We start from the raw sequence: 19,096 nt of genomic DNA, 5'->3' as shown, positions 1-19,096 counted from the left end.
TCGGCAAAGTTAATCCGCCCGTGACTTCCAGGACGCAGCCGGTCAACAAACCGTTCACCCAACGCCTCGCATTTGATCTGTCATGCGTCGCGTTCACCTCACTCTCCTCGCGCTCGGCGTCATCGGCGCCGGCCTTGCCGGCTGCGGCAAGTTCCAGAAGCCGCAGCGCGCGCCCTGGCGTGACCAGGCCGAAGCCCAGTGCCTGGCCTCGGGCCAGGTTCAGCTTTCGGCCTATGTCAGCCTGCGCGGCAAGGCGATCGACGGGCCCGGCACCTGCGGCATGGAGAAGCCGCTCAAGGTCGCGGCCTTCGCCAATGGCAGCGTGGCGCTGACCAGCAATGCGACCCTGGCCTGCCCGGTGGTTGCAACGACGGACAAATGGTTCACCGAGGTGGTGCAGCCGGCAGCGATGAACGTGCTCGGCGCGCAGGTGATCGAGATCCGAGCCGGCTCCTATTCCTGCCGTGCGATGAACAACGGCACCGGCACGAGCCGCACCTCCGAGCATGCCTTCGGCAATGCCGTCGACGTGTTTTCCTTCCGCCTGAACGACAACCGCGTCGTCACCGTCAAGGATGGCTGGCGCGGCGCGCCGGAGGAGCAGGCCTTCCTGCGCGAGATCTTCGTCGGCGCCTGCGAGCATTTCTCGACCGTGCTCGGCCCCGGCGCAGACGCCTTCCACTACGACCATTTCCACATCGACCTGGCGCGCCATTCCAAGGGCCGGCACATCTGCAAGCCGGTGATCAAATACGAGCCCAACTACAACCTGCCGCCGCCGGACCCGGCGCGGCCGGACCGGATGGCGCTGCAACAGCAGCAGCAGGATACGCGTCAGAGCCTGCCGCCGCCGATGGTGGCGAGCGGTTCAGGCGGCCTGCTGCGCCAGCCGAGCGGCGGCTTGCGTCCGCCGGGCGCGGTCAGCGGCGGCTATCCGGTCGCACATCAGCAGCATGGCGGGCTCGACGGCCAGCGGCGCTATATCGAGGAGGCGCCGCAGATGAGCCAGCGCTACCAGCCACAGCCGGCGCCGAGCGAGATGCGCGGGCCACTGCAGCTGCCGGGCTCGACGCCGCCGACCGAGGAGCTGATCGTGGGCGACGAGGAAGGCAACGGCATCGTCGACAGCGCCCAGCCAGGCGACGAGCCGCCGATCAACCCGCGCAACGACCCCTTCGCCTATCGGCCGCAGGGGCAGCAGACTGGATCGTTGCGGCGGTAGCACGCGTCATTCTTGGGCGAAGCGAAGCGCAGACCCGAGAATCTCGTGACGAGGAAGCGCCATCAGCAGCCCTCTCCGGCCTGGGATGCTCGGGCCAAGCCCGAGCATGACGAGCCCCTTCACCGCGCCAGCAGCACCTGCCGGCACTCGGCCGGGAGTGCGTCGAGCGACATCGGCGGCTTGGGCTTTGGCTTCGGCCCCGGTTTCGGCTTGGGTGGGTTGAAGATCGCCTGATGCTGTTTCTCGACCCAGCCATCGAGCTCTTCGCCGCAGCCGTCGCCGAAATTGGGCGGCTCCTGCCCCTGGCAGCCCTCCATGCCGGGCGGGCAGCTCAGGCGGATATGAAAATGGTAGTTGTGCCCCCAGATCGGCCGGACCTTGTTCAGCCAGGTCTTGTCCGAGCCGGCCTCGCGGCAGAGCGCGACCTTGAGCGCGGGATTGACGAAGATGCGCTCGACCTTCGGCTCGCTCGCCGCCGCCTTGATCAGCCGGGTATGCGCCGGCGTCCAGTTCTTCGGATTGACGTCGCGCCAGTCGGAGCGGGCCATGTTGACCGCGGACATGTTCTCGCGGTCGTCGCTGTCGAGCCGTTTCCTCGGCATCGGCGTCAGCCAGATGTCGGCATCGAGCCCGATCTGGTGCGAGGCGTGGCCGGTCAGCATCGGCCCGCCGCGCGGCTGCGAGATGTCACCGACCAGGAGGCCGGGCCAGCCGGTGATCTTCGGCACCTCGCTGGCGAAGCGCTCCAGGAAGGAGATCAGCTCGGGATGGCCCCAGTTGCGGTTGCGGGCGAGGCGCATGACCTGCCAGTTCTCGCCGTCGACCGGCAGCGCGGTTGCCCCCGCCAGGCAGCCGCGGGCATAGGAGCCGATCGCACGCGCCCTCAGGGCGGCCGGAGTGGTCTTCTGGCCGAACAAGGCACGGGCTGCATCCGGGTACGCCGCGATATTGGCAGCGCGGGTCTTCGCCTCCGCCTCGCCGGTGGACTGGGCTTGCGCAGCTCCCACTGTCATGAGCAAGGGCAGGAGAATCAGGGGGGCGAAGCGACGAGGCGTTTGCATGGTGGCAGAATCGCAGGCCGCTCACGCCGAGGTCAAGCTACTGCCCGCTCAATGGGCTGGACAGGGCGCTTGCGAGCCGGCAGCGTCTTCACTGCCGAAGAACGGGCGGCAAGCCCACCGGTGACCATTCCTGGAGGAGACATCCGACGATGAGCCGCTTTTCTCTCGACCGCCGCGCCTTGCTGGGCGGCCTCGGCGCCGCGCTCGCCTTGCCGGCCGCCGGCCGCGCGCAGGGCGCCTGGCCGCAGGGACGTACGCCCAAGCTGGTCGTGCCGTTCACGCCCGGCGGCGCCACCGATATCCTCGGACGGCTGGTCGCCGACAAGGTCGGCCAGACACTCGGGGCGACCTTCGTGGTCGAGAATCGCGCCGGCGCCGGCGGCAATATCGGCGTCGAGGCGGTGGCGCGCTCCGAGCCGAACGGCGACACGCTGCTGATCGTCTCGGTCGGCCTCGTCGCCAATCCGGCGCTCTACGCCAAGGTCAACTACGACCCGCTGACCGATTTCGCCCCGATCACCATGATCGCGCTGGTGCCCAACCTGCTCGTCGTCAGCCCGACGCTGAAGGTCAAGGACACCGCCGAGCTGATCGCCTATGGCAAGGCCAATCCGGGCAAGCTGACCTATGCCTCCTCCGGTGTCGGCACCTCGATCCACCTTGCCGGCGAACTCTTCCAGAAGCTGACCGGCATCAAGATGGTGCATGTGCCCTATCGCGGCTCGGCGCAGGCGATGCAGGACCTGATCGGCGGGCGCGTCGACCTGATGTTCGACAACATCACCGCCGCCCTGCCCCAGGTCCGCGCCGGCACGGTGCGCGGCTTCGGCGTCACCACCGCACAGCGCGCGCCGACCGCTTCCGAATTCGCGCCGATCAACGATCTCGTACCGGGCTTCGATGTCTCGTCCTGGTTCGCCCTGTTCGCGCCGGCGAAGACGCCGCAGGCGATCATCGACCGGATGCAGGCCGAGACCAAGGCCGCGATCGCCGACCCCGTGGTGCGCGGCAAGATGGACCAGCTCGCTGCCCAACCGGTCGGCAACACGCCGGCCGAGCTCGCGGCCTTCGTCCGCGCCGAGCAGACGAAATGGGTCGGCCTGATCCGTGAAGTCGGCATCAAGGCGGAGTAGGACTGGAACCTACGGTTCGCGCCCGACGTTCTTCCAGCGCTCGCTCGCCGACGACTGACGAGGCGGGCGGACGGAAGAAGGGGCGCGAACCATGTCCACACTGCTCATCATCATTCTGCTCATCGTCCTGCTCGGCGGCGGCGGGTATTACGGCCATCGCAGCTATGGCGGAGCCGGCCTAGGCGGCGTGGTCGGCCTCGTCCTGGTCATCGTGATCGTGCTGTGGCTGCTTGGAGCGCTCGGCGGCCCGGCCGTCAGAGTGTAACGGGGCGACAAGCGCGGCCTTCGAGGCCGCGCTTCAGTTCGCCAGCTTCCAGACCAGCATGGCGGCGGCGAGGTCCTCGAGCGCGGTGCCGACTGACTTGAACAGGGTGACGTCGTCGCGCTCGGCTGCGGCGTCGTATTCGCCGCGGCAGAGGCCGGCCAGCGTGCCTGAGACCTGCTCCGCCGTATAGGCGCCCGTCTTGATCGCGACGGCAACGTCACCGCCCTCGTGCAGCGCCGCTTCCGTATCGACGAAGACATGGGCGCGCTGCAGCGCCTCATCGTCGGCCTCACGCATCGACAGGTTGAAGGCGCCGACCAGATCAAGATGGGCGGTTCGCTTCAGCCAGCGGCCATGGATCAAGGGCTCGCGGGACAGGGTGGCGCAGGAAATCAGATCGGCCTGGCGCGCCTCGGCTTCCAGATTGTCCGCGACGCGCGCCTCGATGCCGTCCCGTGCAAGCTCGGCCACGACCTCGGCGGCGGCGTCCGGCCGGCGCGCCCAGATCGCGATATCCTCGAAATGGCGCACGCTGCGATGTGCCTTGACCAGGAAGCTCGAAAGCGCACCGGCCCCGACCATCAGCATGCGCTTGCAATCCGGGCGCTCCAGCACGCGCGAGGCGAGCGCCGAAGCCGCTGCGGTGCGCCAGAGCGTCAGGCGCGCGCCATCCAGCGCTGCGAGCGGCGCTCCGGTCGCGCCATCCATCAGGAGATAGCTGCCCATCACGCTCGGCAGGCTCACTGCGGCATTGCCGGGAAACACCGTGACGACCTTGGTACCGAGGAAGGCAGGGCTCGCCTGCGGCGCCGTCCAGGCCGGCATCAGCAGGAGGGTCGCTGCCGCATCCGGGCGCTCGATCTCATGGTGATGACGTACCGGCGTGACGATGCCGCCGCGGAAGGCCTCGGCGAGCGCATCGACCAAAGCGGGGAAATTCAGCAGGCCGTCGATCTCGGCAGCGGAGAAGAAGCGCATGACGGAGGTTTCAGACGCGGCTGGTCAGTGCCGGCAGCGCCGAATCCGGCACGGCGGCGCGCAGCGACTGCGCCTCGCCACGCAGCTTGTCGGCCTCCCGGCGATTGACCCTCGCGGCCTTGCGATGCTTGCCCTGCGCCAGCCAGGAGGCGAAGCCACCGATCAGGATGCCGACGGCAATGGCGGCGAGGACCACCGCAAAGAGCGGCAGGTCGAGGGCGAGCGCCGGCGCGTCGCGGCTGATCGGATCGAGCGAGACTCGGACCGGGGCGCGGTTCGCCACCGAGAACAGCACCACGATCAGCGCCACCGGAACGAGCACCAGCGCCTTGAAGAAAGCCTTCATCCCGCTCTCCCCCGCCTGTCTCAGGCTTTGCCGTTCAGCCGCATGCGCAGCTCCTTGCCGGTCTTGAAGACCGGCACGAACTTCTGGTCGACCTTGACGGAATCGCCGGTGCGCGGGTTGCGGCCGACCCGGGCGGCGCGTTCCTTGGTCGAGAACGCCCCGAAGCCGCGCAGCTCGACCCGGTCGCCGCGCGCGAGCGCCTTGACGACCTCGTCGAGGATCGAGCCGACGATGTTCTCGATATCGCGCTGATAGAGATGGGTGTTGCGCTCGGCGATGCGCTGGACGAGTTCTGATTTTATCATGGGTGCAATATAACCGCTTGTAACATCGTCACTTTTCGACGGCAGGCTGCCAGAGCGCCAAGGGCGCGTCAAGCCGCAGTCCAACCGGGGTTTCGGCAGCACGCGCGAGCAGGGCCGCCAGCTCCTCCAGGCCGGCGGCGCGCGCTATCGCCTCGCTTGCGCTCCAGAGCCCGTAGGAGGAGGATTCGCTGCGGCGGCGCCAGTCGCGCACGGGCAGATCCTTGCCGACGCCCTTCTCGCGCTCGAGCCAGGCGATCGCTTCCTGCTCGCTGCCGACCTCGTCGATGAGCTTGAGCCTGATCGCCTGGCGACCGGAATGGACGCGGCCGTCGGACACTGCGGCGATCTCGGGGTCGGCGAGCTTGCGGCGCTCGCCGACCAGCCGCTTGAACCAGTCGTAATTGTCGGCGATCACGCGGGCGGTCTCGGCGGCCGCCTCCGGCGACGTCGGCTCGAGGCCGCTCGGCGCCGCCTTGAGCGGGCTCGACCGCGTGATCTCGAACTTGACGCCGATGGTGTCGAGAAGCCGGGCGACATTGGGGATCTGCGCGATCACGCCGATCGAGCCGACCATCGAGGTCTGGCGTGCGACGATGCGCTCGCTGCCGAGCGCGACGATGTAGCCGCCGGAGGCGGCCATGCCATCGACCACCGCGATCACGGGCTTCTTTGCGGCAAGGCGGCGGACCGCATCGTAGACGGCTTCGGAGCCGGTCACAGTGCCGCCGGGGCTGTCGATGCTGAGCAGCACGGCGCTGGCGCGGCTATCCTCCAGCGACTTGATCAGGTCGAGCGTGCGGCGATCGCCGGAGATGAAGCCGGAAATGGTCACGCGGGCGATGTGCGCCTGGGCGGTGCTGCCCGGCAGGCGCCCGCTCCAGACGAGCGCGGCGGCGACGACCATCACGACGACGCCGGCGAGCGCGAGCAACCGCCAGAGCGAGAGCTTGCGCCGCAGGCTGCGACGATCGGCGAGCAGATCGGCATCGGACGACATGTCGGCGGCTCCGGTTGACTGGGCCTGTGATGTAGCCTCGCGGTACGGGGCGGGCAAGGCGGCAGTTGTCGCGCCGACAGTCGCGGCGGGCGCTGCACGATCGTTCAAGACATGACGACGGCAGGCACCGACCATGCCGATAACCTGATCGGAGCCCTATCGAAATGCCTGAAAACACCTATCGCGCCATCAACTTCGCCGAGAAGCTCGGCCACATTCACGAGCACTGGCAGCCGCGGGTCATGGCCGAGCTCAACGACTACCAGATCAAGATCGTCAGGATCGAAGGCGACTTCATCTGGCACGACCATCCCGAGACCGACGAAGCCTTCCTCGTGATCGAAGGCTCGCTGCGGATCGACTTCCGCGACGGTTCGGTCACCGTCGGCCCGGGCGAGATGTTCGTCGTGCCCAAGGGCAAGGAGCACAAGCCTTTCGCCGAAAAGGAGGTCTGCATGCTGCTGATCGAGCCGCGCGGCACGCTCAACACCGGCCATGAGGGTGGCGCGCGGACGGCGCAGAACGATCTTTGGGTCTAAACGATCTTTAGGCCGCGGCGAGGGCCCGCTGCCGGTCGAGCGCGAGCAGGGCAAGGCCGCTCGCGACCGAGCGGAAAGCGTCGCCGATATGGATGCGCTGCGGGCTGAAGCGCCGGTCGAACAAGGCGCGCACCGCCGGCACATAGGAAGTGCCGCCGGTCATGAACACCGCCTCGATCTTGTCGCCGTCGACCCCGGCGGTGGCCAGCGCCTCGTCGAGCGCGCCTTCGATCGCCGCGACATCCTCGGCGATCCAGCGATCGAACATGGTCCGCGTCACAGTCCGCTCGATGCGCACGCCCATCTGATCGAAGCTGAGCTGTGCCTCCTCCTGCGAGGAGAGCGCGATCTTGGTCGCCGAGACGGCACGGTAGAGCTCGTAGCCGAGATCGTATTCGATCACCGTCATCAGGTCCTCGAGCCTGCCGGGCTCGACCGCGTCGCGGATCAGCGCCTTGAGCTCGGTCATCGTCTCCCTGCTCTTCATCAGCGAGAGCCGGTGCCATTGCGCGAAGGCGGCGTGGTAATGCGCCGGGATCGGCAGGCGCTTGCCGAAGGAAAGATAGTCCGAGCCCTTGCCGAGCAGAGGCGAGACCGCATGCTCGATGATGCGGTAGTCGAAAGTGTCGCCGGCGACGCCGACACCGGCATGGGATAGCGGGACGGCCTGCAAGGTGCCGCTGTCGCCGGGCTCGAAGCGCATCACCGAGAAGTCGCTGGTGCCGCCGCCGAAGTCGGCGACCAGCATGGTCTGCGGCGCCTTGAGGTCGCGCGCGTACCAATAGGCGGCGCCGAGCGGCTCATAGGCGAAGTCGACCTTAGTCATGCCGGCCTTGCCATAGGCGGCAGCCAGACGCGTCAGGGCGAGCTCCTCATCGGGCCGGTCGCCGGCGAAGACGACCGGGCGGCCGGAGAGGACGCTTCGTTCGCCGAGATCATCCAGCCCGGCGGAGAGGTCGCTCAGGAAGACTGCGATCAGGTCCTCCAGCCGGAAGAGCTTGCCGAACAGACGCGTCTCCTGGAAGGCGCGGCTCGACAGATGCGTCTTCAGCGATTGCAGGAAGCGGTGCTCGGTGGTCATGCCGAGCGCCATGTCGAGCGCATCGGGGCCACTGACATGGGTGACATGGGCGTGGGGCGGGCGGCCCTCGCGCCAGAACATCAGGGCCGAACGATAGGCGTCGACGGCGCCCTGGCGGGTGGCGAAGCTGCGGGTCGTCACCGAACCGTCCGGACGTGCGAGCGCGACCACGCTGTTCGTGGTGCCGAAATCGATCCCGATCGCTGCGTCGTTCATGCTCGCCTCCTTCAGCCGAAACAAAAGCCCGCGCGGATTTCTCCGCGCGGGCCGATGGATTGGTCAGACCGCAAGACGCGGCCTGGTGATCACTTCTTGTCGGTCGTCGCCTTCTTGAGGGCGGCGCCGAGGATGTCGCCGAGCGAAGCACCCGAGTCGGCCGAGCCGTAGGTGGCCATCGCCTCGCGCTCCTCGGCCACTTCCAGGGCCTTGATCGAGACCTGGATCTTGCGGGCCTTCTTGTCGAAGAGGATGACGCGGGCGTCGACCTTCTCGCCGGCCGCGAAGCGCTCGGGGCGCTGCTCGGCACGATCACGCGCGATTTCGGCGCGCTTGATGAAGGTCGTCATGTCCGTGCCGGAGATCTTGACGTCGAGACCACCGTCCTTGACGTCGATGATCTCGCAGGTCACGACCTGGCCCTTCTTGAACTCGCCGGCATCCACGAAGGGATCGCCGCCAAGCTGCTTGAGGCCGAGCGAGATGCGCTCCTTCTCGACGTCGACATCGAGCACGACCGCCTGGAGCATGTCGCCCTTCTTGTACTCCTCGATCACCTGCTCGCCCGGACGGTTCCAGTCCAGGTCCGACAGATGGATCATGCCGTCGATGTCGCCCTCGAGGCCGAGGAACAGACCGAACTCGGTCTTGTTCTTGACCTCGCCCTCGACGACCGAACCAGCCGGATGCTGCTCGGCGAAGACTTCCCACGGGTTGCGCAGGGTCTGCTTGAGGCCGAGCGAGATGCGGCGCTTGACCTGATCGACCTCGAGGATCGCGACGTCGACTTCCTGCGAGGTCGAGACGATCTTGCCGGGGTGGACGTTCTTCTTGGTCCAGGACATCTCGGAGACGTGGATCAGGCCTTCGATGCCCGGCTCCACCTCGACGAACGCGCCGTAGTCCGTGATGTTGGTGACACGGCCCTTCAGGCGGGTGCCGACCGGGTAGCGGGCGGCGATGCCATCCCACGGATCGGCCAGCAGCTGCTTGATGCCCAGCGAGATGCGGTGCGTCTCTTGGTTGATCTTGATGATCTTGACCTTGACCGTCTGGCCGATGGTCACGACCTCGGACGGATGGTTGACGCGGCGCCAGGCCATGTCGGTCACGTGCAGCAGGCCGTCAATGCCGCCGAGATCGACGAACGCGCCGTACTCGGTGATGTTCTTGACGACGCCGTCGATGACCTGACCCTCTTCGAGCGAGGCGACGAGCTCGGAACGAGCCTCGGCGCGGGTCTCTTCGAGCACGGTGCGGCGCGAGACGACGATGTTGCCGCGGCGACGATCCATCTTGAGGATCTCGAAGGGCTGCGGCTGGCCCATCAGCGGGCCGACGTCGCGGATCGGGCGGATGTCCACCTGCGAACGCGGCAGGAAGGCGACGGCGCCGTCGAGATCGACGGTGTAGCCACCCTTGACCGTGTTGAAGATGTTGCCCATGACCTTCTCGCGGGCCTCGAACGCCTTCTCGAGCTTGACCCAGCTCTCCTCGCGGCGAGCCTTGTCGCGCGAGATAACGGCTTCGCCGAGCGCGTTCTCGATCCGGTCGAGATAGACCTCGACCTCGTCGCCGACCTTGAGCTCTTCGTCCCGGCCCGGGCCGGTGAATTCCTTCAGGGCGACGCGACCTTCGGTCTTCAGACCGACATCGATGATCGCCATGTCCTTCTCAATGGCAACGACCTTGCCCTTGATGACGGTCCCTTCGAGGGCCTCGTTCCGGGTGAACGATTCCTCGAGCAGGGCGGCGAAATCCTCGCGGCCCGCGCTATAGCTTTCGACAGCTGACATATGTGCTCCTGAACGCCGGCCGCGTATCCCGCGGATGTCCGGCATGGCGCCGTTGGGTTGGTGCTGCACGCCGGATCGATCCGCACGGTGCTCCGGTGTCCGGAGCGTGCCATCCCTTGGGATGGCGGCGCCTGGCCGCAGGGGCCGATCCGCATCAAAAGGCCCGTTCTCCTAACACAAAACGGGAGCCGGCCATTTCGGCCGCCCCCGGCTGTGATCGATCACGGCCCTTCGGACGAGGCTGACCTAGCGATTTTCGCGTCGTTCCGCAAGCGGATTGCGGCGCGAAATGCCGGTCGCGCATGCGCCGAGCGACCTTGTGACTCGCCCAGGCGACCCCGATCTTTCATGGCGAAGCCCGGCGCCAAGCCGGAGCGATGCAAGGGAAAAGCCCAATGTTCCCGCTTTCCATCCTCGACCTCGCCTTCATCGCCGAAGGTGCGACCGCGGCGGACGCCCTCCACAACAGCCGCGACCTCGCCCGCCATGCCGAAAAGCTCGGCTACACCCGGTTCTGGCTGGCCGAGCACCACAACATGACCGGCATCGCCAGCGCCGCGACCGCCGTCGCGATCGGCTACGTCGCCGAAGGCACCGAGACGATCCGCGTCGGCGCCGGCGGGATCATGCTGCCAAACCATTCGCCTTTGGTGATCGCCGAGCAGTTCGGCACGCTGGAGACGCTCTATCCCGGCCGCATCGACCTCGGGCTCGGCCGCGCGCCCGGCACCGACCAGCGGACCTGGCGAGCGATGCGGCGCGAGGCCGACGCGTCCGAGCGCTTCCCGCAGGACGTGCTGGAATTGCAGGCGCTGCTCGGGCCGTTGCAGCCGGACCAGGTGATCCAGGCGGTGCCAGGCACCGACACCAATGTCCCGCTCTGGATCCTCGGCTCCAGCCTGTTCGGCTCGCAGCTCGCCGCAGTGCTCGGGCTGCCCTATGCCTTCGCCTCGCATTTCTCGCCGGATGCGCTGATGGACGCGCTCGCCGTCTATCGCGAGCGCTTCCAGCCCTCGGCGCAGCTCGACAGGCCCTATGCCATGGTCGGCTGCAACGTCATCGCGGCCGAGACCGATGCCGAGGCGCAATACCTCTTCACCTCGTTGCAGCAGCGCTTCGCCGACATGCTGCGCGGCCGGCGCGGCCTCCTGCCGAAGCCGATCGACGATATCGAGGATTACTGGTCCGGCCCGGAAAAGGCGCAGGCACAACGCATGCTGGCCTGCTCCTTCGTCGGCTCGCGCGAGAGCGTGCGGGCGCAGCTGCAGGCCTTCATCGAGAAGACCGACGCCGACGAGCTGATCGTCGCCTCGGCGATTTTCGACCACGCGGCCCGCAAGCGCTCCTACGAGATCCTGGCCGAAATCCAGCCGACACTGGGATTGGCGGCGGTCGCGGCCTGACCGAGTCGCCGCTCAGGAGCGGCGTTCATGGTGGGCTGTGTTGAGGTTTCCCCGCAGCCGAACCATGGCCTCGCGCAGATGACGCTGCTCCTCGGGAGCGAGGCCCGTCGCGCGCTGCATGCTGACCCTGACCGCCCTGCCCCGCTCGCGCAATGCGCGGCCCTGCGGTGTCAGGTTGATGCGGACCTGGCGCTCGTCCTGCGGGTCGCGCTGGCGCGTTACCACGCCCATCGCCTCCAGCCGCTTCAGCAACGGCGTCAGCGTACTCGAATCGAGGAAGAGCTTTTCGCCGAGCTGGCCGACGGTCTGGTCAGGCACCTCGTAGAGGGCGACCAGCGCAATGTACTGCGGATAGGTCAGCCCGAGCTCGTCGAGCAGCGGCTTGTAGACGCGATTGAAGGCGAGATTGGTCGAATAGACCGCAAAGCACAGGAACTCGTCGAGCCCCGGCAGCCGGTCGGCGCCGGTCTGCTCAGCCGCCTGTCCTGAATCGCTCATCGCGCACGCCTCCCGGCAAAGGATCGCTCACAGATATTTGACGCACGATTTATTTTCAAGCGATTGATTGACGTTTCGTGCTCGTTTATTTATCGAGCGATCTAATCGCTCGAAAGCAAACTGAGGGAGCACGCCATGACCCGCACCGGCTCATCCACCGCCAAGGCACTCGCGCACGTTCAGCCCGAGACGATTCCGGCCCCGCGCCGCCTGCTTCTGGCGGCGATGCTGGCGGCGACGACGAGCTTCGCCATGGCGTGCAGCGCCTTCACCGGCCCACGCGCCTACGGCTCCGCCCCGGTCCTGTCATCGAACCCGCCGCCGCGGCGCGGCGCAGCCCGTTCCTGACGAACCGCCTGTCGAGGAGACGCTTCCCATGAACTTCGCCCTCGCCTATCTCGCCGGCGTCCTGACCATCGCGAGCCCCTGCATCCTGCCGGTCCTGCCCTTCGTGCTGACGCGCGCCGGCCAGCCTTTCCGGACAAGCACCTTGCCGATGCTGTTCGGCATGGCCTTGGCGTTCGCGGGGGTCGCCAGCCTCGCCGCCGTCGCGGGCAGCTGGGCGATCGCGCTCAATCAACATGGACGCAGCGTCGCGCTCGGCTTCGTCGCCCTGTTCGGGCTCGCTCTGCTGTTGCCGGCGCTGGCCACACGCCTCGCCGCGCCGCTGACCGCGCTCGGCGAGAGGTTGGCGCGTGTTGCGGGCACCGAAGGCCGCACCGACCCGCGCCCGGCCTACTCCGCTTTGCTCGGCGTCGCCACAGGCCTCCTCTGGACGCCCTGCGCCGGGCCGGTGCTCGGTCTGATCCTCGCCGGCGCCGCTCTCGGCGGGCCGAGCCTCACCACCGCGCTCCTGCTCTTCGCCTATGCCGCCGGCGCCGCGACGGCGCTGGCCGCAGTGCTGCTGCTCGGCAAGCGGCTGCTGGCCTGGACGCGGCGGCCCGCCGCCTCGATCGAATCGTTGCGACGCGGCCTCGGTGTCGCGGTGATCGCGAGCAGTCTCGCGATCGCCTTCGGCTTCGACACCAGCGTCCTCACCCGCCTGTCGGCACCGACCACGGCGGCCATCGAGCAACGCCTCCTTGATATCGCCATGCCAGCCGCTCCGAGCCTCGTCACAACCGCGCTGGCACAACCGGCATCCAAGCCGCTGTTCGGCGCCAGGCAATGGCTCGACCGCGAGCCGATCACCTCCGAGAGTGTCCGCGGCAAGGTCGTGCTGGTGAACTTCTGGACCTATTCCTGCATCAACTGCCTGCGCACGCTGCCTTATGTCAGAGCCTGGGCCGAGAAGTACCGGGATCAGGGCCTCGTCGTGGTCGGCGTGCACACGCCGGAATTCGCCTTCGAGAAGGATCCCGCCAATGTGCGCAAGGCGGTCGCCGCGCTTGGCGTGAGCTATCCGGTCGCGATCGATAACGACTATGCGGTCTGGCGCACCTTCGGGAACCAGGCCTGGCCTGCCCGCTACTTCGTCGACGCGCAGGGCCGCATCCGCCATCACGAGTTCGGCGAGGGCGACTACGCCGCCTCCGAAAAGGTGATCCAGTCGCTACTCGCCGAGGCCGGCAATGCGGTCGGGCCCGGCGTCGCCAAGGTCTCGGGCGAAGGCGCGCAGGGGGCGCCCGACTTCGCCAATCTGCGCTCGCCCGAGACCTATCTCGGCCATGCCCGCACGAATGGCTTCGCCTCGCCGGGCGGAATCAAGGCCGATGCGCCTGCTACCTATGAAGCCGCCGCCTCCCCGCGCCTCAACCAGTGGAGTCTCTCCGGCAGCTGGACCGTCGCCGGCGAGTTCGCGGTCTCGCAGCAGGCGGGCGGGCGGATCAACCATCGCTTCCATGCCCGCGACCTGCATCTGGTGATGGGCCGCGTGCCCCGCAGCCCGCCGGTCCGCTTCCGCGTCACCATCGACGGCGCGGCGCCCGGCAGTGCCCATGGCGCCGACATCGACGCCGAGGGCTACGGCACGATCGGCGACGAGCGGCTCTACCAGCTGGTCCGCCAGGACGGGCCGGTGAAGCCTCGCGACTTCAGCATCGAATTCCTCGATCCGGGTGCCCGCGCCTACGCCTTCACCTTCGGCTGACGCACGCGTCAGCCCGCCCTGACCTGCGAGGGCGAGCGGCCGAAGCGCTTGCGAAAACTTCGGTTGAAGTATGACAGGTCGCCGAAGCCGACCTCGAAGGCGACGCTGCTGATGGTGACGGCGGCGTCCTCGGCCGACATCAGCTTAAGCCAGGCGCGTTCGAGCCGGCGCTCCAGCACATAATCGGAGAAGGTCCGCCCCTCCGCGCCGAAGGCCTTCTGGATGGCGCGCGGCGTCACGCCGTAGAGCCCGGCGATCATGTCGATCGAGAGTTCGCGCCGCTCCAGCCTGGTCTCGATATCGGCCTTGATCGCGGCGAGCCGACCGCCGCGGCGCGGCGTCGCGGTCACCGGCGGGGCGCTGCGATCGGCCAGCATCACGCCGATCAGGTCATGGGCATGACCGATGGCGAGATCGCGCAGCGGAGCCGAGTTGAGCGGGAACAGGCCGCGCAGCAATAGCGCGCCGTAATGCGCCAGCACCTGCAGACCGCGATTGCCGCGGGGGATCGCCTGCATCAGTTCATCGGGAGCGAGTTGCGCCAGCGCCGGCAAACGCGCCGGATCGAGCGCGATCAGGTCGATGCGGCCGAGCTCGACCAGCGTGAAGCGCGTCTCCCTTGCGAGATCGACGACCGCGGCATCGCGGGCCCGCAGCGAGATGCGGCGCCCCGCTTGGTCGATCACGCAGCGGCCGTCCGACGGGCGGACGAGAATATAGCGCAGCTCCTGCCCGCCCTGGCGCGCTGGCCAGACCCAGGGCGTCGCCGGCGAGAAGCAGGACATCAGCCCGATATCGGGCCGCGTCGTCAGCATGCTGCGAGCAGCGAAAGGCAAGGCGGCCTCGGCGCGGATGTCATCGCCATCAGGCACATGCCCGAAGACCCTGCGCGCCATCGCCTGGACTTCCTCGGGCGCCGCCTCGCCCGACACCAGCCAGAACGGCGCGAAGGTCTCGCCCTCGGCGGCCTTCGCCCCGGCAGACCGTTGCAGCGCTGCCACAGCCACCTCGTCGCGCATCGGAGTTCGCTTTTGTCCCATGGCGCGTTCGCGCAAGTCCAAGATGATGCCTTCGATATAACTTTAGAGATCGCAAGAACTCAACACATCAAGAGAATTTCGCCGCCAAGATTGATGAATAAATCTAGTTTATTCTAGTTCTAAACTAATATCGAAACGACATCACAACTTCCGATCGTAAGACCCCGAGCGATACGCCCTCGCTCGGGAGACCGATCCGACCCGACGACGACAGGTATCTTCATGAGCAAGCGTGCGTCCCTCGCCATCAGCCTGCCGGCTCTGCTTTGCGCCTCGGCGGCGGTGGCGCAGTCGTCCCAGGCCCCATCCAATGTGATCGACCTCGACACGATCACCGTGACTGCGGCGCGCACCGAGCGCAGCACGGCCGAGACGCCGCAATCGATCCAGGTGCTCGACCGGGCGCAGATCGAGGAACAGCTGAAATTCAGCCCGAACGCCGCGGCCGCACTCGGCAAGCTGGTGCCGGGCTATTCGATGGCGACGCAGACGGTATCGAGCGCCTCGGAGAACTATCGCGGCCGCGACCTCTTGGTGCTGATCGACGGCGTGCCGATGAACACGCCGCTGCGCGACGTCTCGCGCATCCTTTCGCTGATCGACCTCAACACGGTCGAGCGCATCGAGCTGGTCGCCGGCGCGTCCAGCCTCTACGGCGCCGGCGCGACCGGCGGCACCGTCAACTTCATCACCAAGAAGGCGGCCGACGGCAAGCCGCGGGTGACGGTCAACACCGCCGTGCGCGGCTTCACCCAGGCGCTCGGCCGCTCGCTGGCACCCGAAGCCTCGGTCACCGTCTCCGGCAAAATCCCTGATGGCATCGACTACCTGATCTCCGGCAGCGCCCGCGGCGCCGGCCGCACCTATGACGGCGCCGGGCGCGAACTCCCCTCCGACGGCCTGCTCGGCCAGGGCGGCGGCGACCGCTACAAGGCCGGCAACCTCCTCGCCAAGCTCGGCTATGATCTCGACGCCAGCAAGCGCATCGAAATACAGGGTTCGCTGATCGCCTTCGACCAGGATCCGAAATACCTGACCAACTACGCCGCGCCCTTCGCGCGGCCGGACCGGACGCAGCTCTATACCGGCCAGAACGTCGTCGAGGACACCAAGTCGGTCTCGCTGCGCTACAGCGACAGCGACTTCGCCCTCGGCAAGCTCAGCCTGCTCGGCTACTACAACGACATCAAGAAGCGCTTCAATTACTCGGCCTTCTCATACCCCTACAACAGCCAGGTCTACTACTCCTTCAACCCGGCCTCGCCGACGAGCCCGGACAACCAGACCACGCTTTATTCGCAGCGCGGCGGCGTGAACCTGACGATCGACACGCCGCTCGACCGCATCCTGCCCGGCGCCAAGCTGACCTGGGGCGGCGACCTCAACCAGGAGAAGACCTGGCAAACGCTGACCAGTGGTCAGGACGTGTTCACGCCGCTGAAGCAGACGACGAGCGCCGCCTTCGGCCAGCTTCAAATCCCGATCGGCGAGCGGATCACCCTGCGCGGCGGCCTGCGCTACGAGTATTTCTCACTGGACGTCAGCGACTATACCCGCCCGGCCGCCTATGCGGCGGTCGCCGCCAACAACGCCCAGGGCTATCAGAGCTTCGTGCTGCCGGCGCTCAACGTCACCGGCGGCAAGTTCGACTACAAGGCCTGGACCGGCAATCTCGGTGCCACGGTCAAGCTTTCCGAGAGCAGCGAAATCTTCGGCGGCTTCTCGCAGGGCTTCGCCTTGCCGGATGTCGGCGCCTTCACGAGACGGGCCGGCATCTCCACCGCCTATGCCTGCCCGGTCACCAATCCGAACTGCCTGCCGACCAACCGGCGCAGCATCAGCTATGCCTCGATCGCGCCGGAAGCGCAGATCGTCAACAATTACGAACTCGGCATCCGCGGCAGCCATGGCATCTTCAAGGGCTCGCTGACCGGCTTCATCAGCACCTCCAGCAAGGGCGTGACCTTCGACCAGGCGAGCAACACGATCTCGCAACAGAAGGAGCGGATCTGGGGCATCGAGGCGACCGGCGACATCGCCGTCACCGAGCAGCTCACCATCGGCACCGTGCTGGCCTATCGCGAGGGCCGCTACGACACCAATGGCGACCGCAAGCTCGACAGCGCCCTGCCGAACAACCGCATCGGCTCGCCCTATCGCGGCATGCTCTATGGCAGCTACCGCTTCACCAACGGCATGCAGTTCCGCGTCGAGGGCGAGGCCTTCTCCGACCGCGACGTCGCGACCGACCTGCGTGGTACCCGCAACAGGCTGAAGGGCGCGGCGACCATGAATGTCGCCTTCACCGCCCCGGTGCTCGAAGGAGAGGCCTATGTCGCGGTCAACAACCTGTTCGACCGCAACTACCAGAACCCGACCGCGACCTCGGTGCGCAATCTCGCCAACTATGCCTGGGGTCGCACCGTGACGCTCGGCTTCCGCAAGACCTTCTGACCATGGTCAGCCTCGACAGCGACGCCGACGGCATCGTCACCCTGCGCTTCGCGCCGCCCTATGACGACAATGACGAGCGCGCCTATCTCGACGCGCTCGCCGAGCTCGGCCGGCGCGAGGAACCTTTCCTGCTGCTCACCATCTTCGGCGGCGGCCGCAAGCTGTCGCAGGCCGGCGAGCGCGAGCAGGCGATCTGGTTCAAGCGGACGCGGGCCCAGTTCGGCGCGCTCTGCGGCGCCTGCGCCATCGTGCGCCCGGGCGCGACCGAGGCGATGGCGGACGTCTTCCGCCGGCTCTGGCCCTTCCCGATCAGCCTGGAGACCGACGAGGCGGCGGCGCGAGCCTTCCTGCTGAAGCACCGGAGAGCGGCATGAGCGCGAGCGAAGCGGCCATCGGCACTGCACCGGCCAGCAATGCCGCGCGCTACCGGCTCTTTGCCGTGCTCGGGGGCTTGTATCTCGCGCAGGCGATCCCGTCCTATCTCTTCGTCGCGGCGCTGCCGCCGATCATGCGCGAAGCCGGCGTTTCGCGCACCGCCATCGGCTATATGAGCATCCTGCTGCTGCCGCTGGTCATCAAATTCGTCTGGGCGCCGTGGATCGACCGGATCAGGCCGTTCGCGCGGGCGCACCGGGCCGGCTGGGTCTTCATCACCCAGACCGGCACGATCCTGTGCATCCTCGCGCTGATCGCGGTAGGGCCGCTCGATGTCGGCAAGATCATCGCGATCGGCTTTACCGCCTCCCTGCTGATCTCGACGCAGGACATCGCCACCGACGGTTATGCCGCGAAATACCTGCCGGAGGCCGATCGCGCCATCGGCAACGCCATCCAGGGCGGCTCGATCGCTTTCGGCGTGGTGATCGGCGGCACGCTTGGCCTCGTCCTGCATCATCACATCGGCTGGACCGGCATGCTCCTCACCATCGCCGCGATCTCGCTGCTGCCGCTCGTCGCAGCGGCGATGATGCGCGAGGGCGACCCGACCCCGGCCGAGGCCGCCAAGCGCCCCTCGATCCGCGCCTTCCTGCGCCGGCCGGAAGCGCGACAGATCCTCTGGATCGCGCTGATCTACCGGGCAAGCGAGGGGCTGGTGAAGGCGATGGAGGGCTCCTACCTCGTCGATGCCGGCGTGCCGCTGAACCAGATCGGCTATCTCTCCGGGATATCGGCGACGACGGCGGGCCTTGCCGGCTCGGCGATCGCCGCCTGGCTGGTCAAGCGCCGGGGCATTGCCTTCGTGCTCGCGCTGCTCGGTGCGGCGCGCACGCTCTGCTTCCTGCTCTTCGCCTGCCATGCGCTCGGAGCCGTCGTCGGTGCCTGGCCATTGTTCGGCGCCGCCGGCTTCCAGACACTGATCCGCTATATGGAGATCGTCGCGCTCTATTCGCTGTTCATGGCAGTGACGACCTCTGACCAGCCGGGCACCGACTTCACCATCCTCGCCTGCGCGCAACTACTCGTCTATCTCGCCGGCTCGATGCTGGCGGGCAAGCTCGCCGACACGCTGGGCTATGGTGCGCTGTTCTCTCTGGCGACCGCGATCTCGGCGGTCGCGGTGATCGCGACGGTCAGGATGATCGCACGCAGCAGCGTCGGAAAGCCGGCCTGACCGGCGCAAAGTGCTCGCGGCAAGGGGCGGCGCCTTCCCTAGCGTCGTCCTTCATGCAAGG

At 67.5% G+C, this 19,096-nt stretch carries 19 protein-coding genes; 10 read left to right on the top strand and 9 right to left on the bottom strand.

Annotation, left to right across the window (positions count from 1 at the left end):
- Positions 1-82 precede the first annotated feature (82 nt).
- Positions 83-1,222 (top strand): extensin-like domain-containing protein, encoded by a 1,140-nt coding sequence (locus tag BMZ21_RS30590; protein WP_091833531.1) that lies wholly within the window; start codon positions 83-85, stop codon positions 1,220-1,222.
- A 119-nt stretch (positions 1,223-1,341) separates the two neighbouring features.
- Here BMZ21_RS30590 and mepA read toward each other — a convergent pair whose 3' ends face one another.
- Entirely contained in the window at positions 1,342-2,235 is an 894-nt protein-coding gene (mepA, locus tag BMZ21_RS11330; RefSeq protein WP_091833528.1) for a penicillin-insensitive murein endopeptidase, read from the bottom strand.
- A 197-nt stretch (positions 2,236-2,432) separates the two neighbouring features.
- Between mepA and BMZ21_RS11325 the strand changes: the two genes are divergently transcribed.
- Complete coding sequence (locus BMZ21_RS11325; protein ID WP_091833525.1) at positions 2,433-3,416, top strand: tripartite tricarboxylate transporter substrate binding protein; 984 nt, start codon at positions 2,433-2,435, stop codon at positions 3,414-3,416.
- A gap of 91 nt (positions 3,417-3,507) precedes the next feature.
- Positions 3,508-3,681: a DUF3309 family protein gene (locus BMZ21_RS11320; protein WP_091833522.1), complete on the top strand. Its 174-nt coding sequence runs from the start codon at positions 3,508-3,510 to the stop codon at positions 3,679-3,681.
- A gap of 33 nt (positions 3,682-3,714) precedes the next feature.
- Here the strand turns inward: BMZ21_RS11320 and lhpI are convergent, their stop codons facing one another.
- From lhpI to sppA, 4 genes are read right to left on the bottom strand one after another with little or no spacing between them, the layout of a single operon-like run.
- Entirely contained in the window at positions 3,715-4,659 is a 945-nt protein-coding gene (gene lhpI, locus BMZ21_RS11315) for a bifunctional Delta(1)-pyrroline-2-carboxylate/Delta(1)-piperideine-2-carboxylate reductase (protein ID WP_091833518.1), read from the bottom strand.
- A 10-nt stretch (positions 4,660-4,669) separates the two neighbouring features.
- On the bottom strand, positions 4,670-5,005 hold the full coding sequence (locus BMZ21_RS11310) for a LapA family protein (RefSeq protein WP_091833515.1): 336 nt from the start codon (positions 5,003-5,005) through the stop codon (positions 4,670-4,672).
- Positions 5,006-5,025: 20 nt separating this feature from the next.
- Complete coding sequence (gene ihfB / locus BMZ21_RS11305; protein WP_091833512.1) at positions 5,026-5,310, bottom strand: integration host factor subunit beta; 285 nt, start codon at positions 5,308-5,310, stop codon at positions 5,026-5,028.
- A gap of 28 nt (positions 5,311-5,338) precedes the next feature.
- A complete protein-coding gene (gene sppA, locus BMZ21_RS11300) occupies positions 5,339-6,307 on the bottom strand; it encodes a signal peptide peptidase SppA (protein ID WP_091833508.1) in 969 nt (322 codons plus the stop codon).
- A gap of 164 nt (positions 6,308-6,471) precedes the next feature.
- On the opposite strand from sppA, the gene BMZ21_RS11295 reads away from it, so the two are divergent.
- Positions 6,472-6,846, top strand: coding sequence for a cupin domain-containing protein (locus BMZ21_RS11295; protein WP_091833505.1), 375 nt, complete (start codon positions 6,472-6,474; stop codon positions 6,844-6,846).
- Positions 6,847-6,853: 7 nt separating this feature from the next.
- Here the strand turns inward: BMZ21_RS11295 and BMZ21_RS11290 are convergent, their stop codons facing one another.
- Positions 6,854-8,143, bottom strand: a complete 1,290-nt coding sequence (locus BMZ21_RS11290; RefSeq protein ID WP_091833502.1) for an Hsp70 family protein — start codon at positions 8,141-8,143, stop codon at positions 6,854-6,856.
- An 89-nt stretch (positions 8,144-8,232) separates the two neighbouring features.
- Positions 8,233-9,939: a 30S ribosomal protein S1 gene (gene rpsA / locus BMZ21_RS11285; RefSeq protein WP_091833499.1), complete on the bottom strand. Its 1,707-nt coding sequence runs from the start codon at positions 9,937-9,939 to the stop codon at positions 8,233-8,235.
- Between the two features lie 395 nt (positions 9,940-10,334).
- Here rpsA and BMZ21_RS11280 point away from each other — a divergent pair, with 395 nt between their 5' ends.
- Positions 10,335-11,342 carry an LLM class flavin-dependent oxidoreductase gene (locus BMZ21_RS11280; RefSeq protein WP_091833495.1) on the top strand — a complete coding sequence of 336 codons (1,008 nt, stop codon included), beginning with the start codon at positions 10,335-10,337 and terminating at the stop codon, positions 11,340-11,342.
- Positions 11,343-11,354: 12 nt separating this feature from the next.
- Here the strand turns inward: BMZ21_RS11280 and BMZ21_RS11275 are convergent, their stop codons facing one another.
- Positions 11,355-11,840 (bottom strand): MarR family winged helix-turn-helix transcriptional regulator, encoded by a 486-nt coding sequence (locus BMZ21_RS11275; RefSeq protein ID WP_091833492.1) that lies wholly within the window; start codon positions 11,838-11,840, stop codon positions 11,355-11,357.
- Positions 11,841-11,975: 135 nt separating this feature from the next.
- On the opposite strand from BMZ21_RS11275, the gene BMZ21_RS11270 reads away from it, so the two are divergent.
- Together BMZ21_RS11270 and BMZ21_RS11265 are read left to right on the top strand one after the other, a co-directional pair.
- A complete protein-coding gene (locus tag BMZ21_RS11270) occupies positions 11,976-12,188 on the top strand; it encodes a hypothetical protein (protein ID WP_091833489.1) in 213 nt (70 codons plus the stop codon).
- A 28-nt stretch (positions 12,189-12,216) separates the two neighbouring features.
- Positions 12,217-13,929: a cytochrome c biogenesis protein DipZ gene (locus BMZ21_RS11265; RefSeq protein WP_091833487.1), complete on the top strand. Its 1,713-nt coding sequence runs from the start codon at positions 12,217-12,219 to the stop codon at positions 13,927-13,929.
- Between the two features lie 8 nt (positions 13,930-13,937).
- Here BMZ21_RS11265 and BMZ21_RS11260 read toward each other — a convergent pair whose 3' ends face one another.
- Positions 13,938-14,948 (bottom strand): helix-turn-helix transcriptional regulator, encoded by a 1,011-nt coding sequence (locus tag BMZ21_RS11260; RefSeq protein WP_167561607.1) that lies wholly within the window; start codon positions 14,946-14,948, stop codon positions 13,938-13,940.
- 243 nt (positions 14,949-15,191) lie between these two features.
- Here BMZ21_RS11260 and BMZ21_RS11255 point away from each other — a divergent pair, with 243 nt between their 5' ends.
- Genes BMZ21_RS11255 through BMZ21_RS11245 form a run of 3 tightly spaced genes read left to right on the top strand, consistent with a single transcriptional unit; the run spans position 15,192 to position 19,035 of the window.
- Positions 15,192-17,423: a TonB-dependent receptor gene (locus BMZ21_RS11255; RefSeq protein WP_091833482.1), complete on the top strand. Its 2,232-nt coding sequence runs from the start codon at positions 15,192-15,194 to the stop codon at positions 17,421-17,423.
- 2 nt (positions 17,424-17,425) lie between these two features.
- Complete coding sequence (locus tag BMZ21_RS11250; RefSeq protein ID WP_091833479.1) at positions 17,426-17,797, top strand: hypothetical protein; 372 nt, start codon at positions 17,426-17,428, stop codon at positions 17,795-17,797.
- Positions 17,794-19,035 carry an MFS transporter gene (locus tag BMZ21_RS11245; protein ID WP_091833476.1) on the top strand — a complete coding sequence of 414 codons (1,242 nt, stop codon included), beginning with the start codon at positions 17,794-17,796 and terminating at the stop codon, positions 19,033-19,035. Before BMZ21_RS11250 ends, BMZ21_RS11245 begins: the two co-directional genes overlap by 4 nt.
- Positions 19,036-19,096: the final 61 nt, after the last annotated feature.

This window comes from Allobosea lupini (assembly GCF_900109525.1).
GTDB classification, from domain to species: Bacteria; Pseudomonadota; Alphaproteobacteria; order Rhizobiales; family Beijerinckiaceae; genus Allobosea; species Allobosea lupini.
Note: the sequence above shows the minus strand (reverse complement) of the source record. Positions and strands in the feature narration are given on the sequence as shown.

Excerpts from the sequence above, each read along its gene's own strand:
- sppA (WP_091833508.1), bottom strand. The coding sequence starts at position 6,307 with ATGTCGTCCGATGCCGATCTGCTCGCCGATCGTCGCAGCCTGCGGCGC.
- BMZ21_RS11320 (WP_091833522.1), top strand. The coding sequence starts at position 3,508 with ATGTCCACACTGCTCATCATCATTCTGCTCATCGTCCTGCTCGGCGGC.
- BMZ21_RS11290 (WP_091833502.1), bottom strand. The coding sequence starts at position 8,143 with ATGAACGACGCAGCGATCGGGATCGATTTCGGCACCACGAACAGCGTG.
- BMZ21_RS11255 (WP_091833482.1), top strand. The coding sequence starts at position 15,192 with ATGAGCAAGCGTGCGTCCCTCGCCATCAGCCTGCCGGCTCTGCTTTGC.
- rpsA (WP_091833499.1), bottom strand. The coding sequence starts at position 9,939 with ATGTCAGCTGTCGAAAGCTATAGCGCGGGCCGCGAGGATTTCGCCGCC.
- BMZ21_RS11275 (WP_091833492.1), bottom strand. The coding sequence starts at position 11,840 with ATGAGCGATTCAGGACAGGCGGCTGAGCAGACCGGCGCCGACCGGCTG.
- BMZ21_RS11250 (WP_091833479.1), top strand. The coding sequence starts at position 17,426 with ATGGTCAGCCTCGACAGCGACGCCGACGGCATCGTCACCCTGCGCTTC.
- BMZ21_RS30590 (WP_091833531.1), top strand. The coding sequence starts at position 83 with ATGCGTCGCGTTCACCTCACTCTCCTCGCGCTCGGCGTCATCGGCGCC.
- mepA (WP_091833528.1), bottom strand. The coding sequence starts at position 2,235 with ATGACAGTGGGAGCTGCGCAAGCCCAGTCCACCGGCGAGGCGGAGGCG.
- BMZ21_RS11280 (WP_091833495.1), top strand. The coding sequence starts at position 10,335 with ATGTTCCCGCTTTCCATCCTCGACCTCGCCTTCATCGCCGAAGGTGCG.
- BMZ21_RS11325 (WP_091833525.1), top strand. The coding sequence starts at position 2,433 with ATGAGCCGCTTTTCTCTCGACCGCCGCGCCTTGCTGGGCGGCCTCGGC.
- lhpI (WP_091833518.1), bottom strand. The coding sequence starts at position 4,659 with ATGCGCTTCTTCTCCGCTGCCGAGATCGACGGCCTGCTGAATTTCCCC.
- BMZ21_RS11265 (WP_091833487.1), top strand. The coding sequence starts at position 12,217 with ATGAACTTCGCCCTCGCCTATCTCGCCGGCGTCCTGACCATCGCGAGC.
- BMZ21_RS11270 (WP_091833489.1), top strand. The coding sequence starts at position 11,976 with ATGACCCGCACCGGCTCATCCACCGCCAAGGCACTCGCGCACGTTCAG.
- BMZ21_RS11310 (WP_091833515.1), bottom strand. The coding sequence starts at position 5,005 with ATGAAGGCTTTCTTCAAGGCGCTGGTGCTCGTTCCGGTGGCGCTGATC.
- BMZ21_RS11295 (WP_091833505.1), top strand. The coding sequence starts at position 6,472 with ATGCCTGAAAACACCTATCGCGCCATCAACTTCGCCGAGAAGCTCGGC.
- BMZ21_RS11260 (WP_167561607.1), bottom strand. The coding sequence starts at position 14,948 with ATGCGCGACGAGGTGGCTGTGGCAGCGCTGCAACGGTCTGCCGGGGCG.
- ihfB (WP_091833512.1), bottom strand. The coding sequence starts at position 5,310 with ATGATAAAATCAGAACTCGTCCAGCGCATCGCCGAGCGCAACACCCAT.
- BMZ21_RS11245 (WP_091833476.1), top strand. The coding sequence starts at position 17,794 with ATGAGCGCGAGCGAAGCGGCCATCGGCACTGCACCGGCCAGCAATGCC.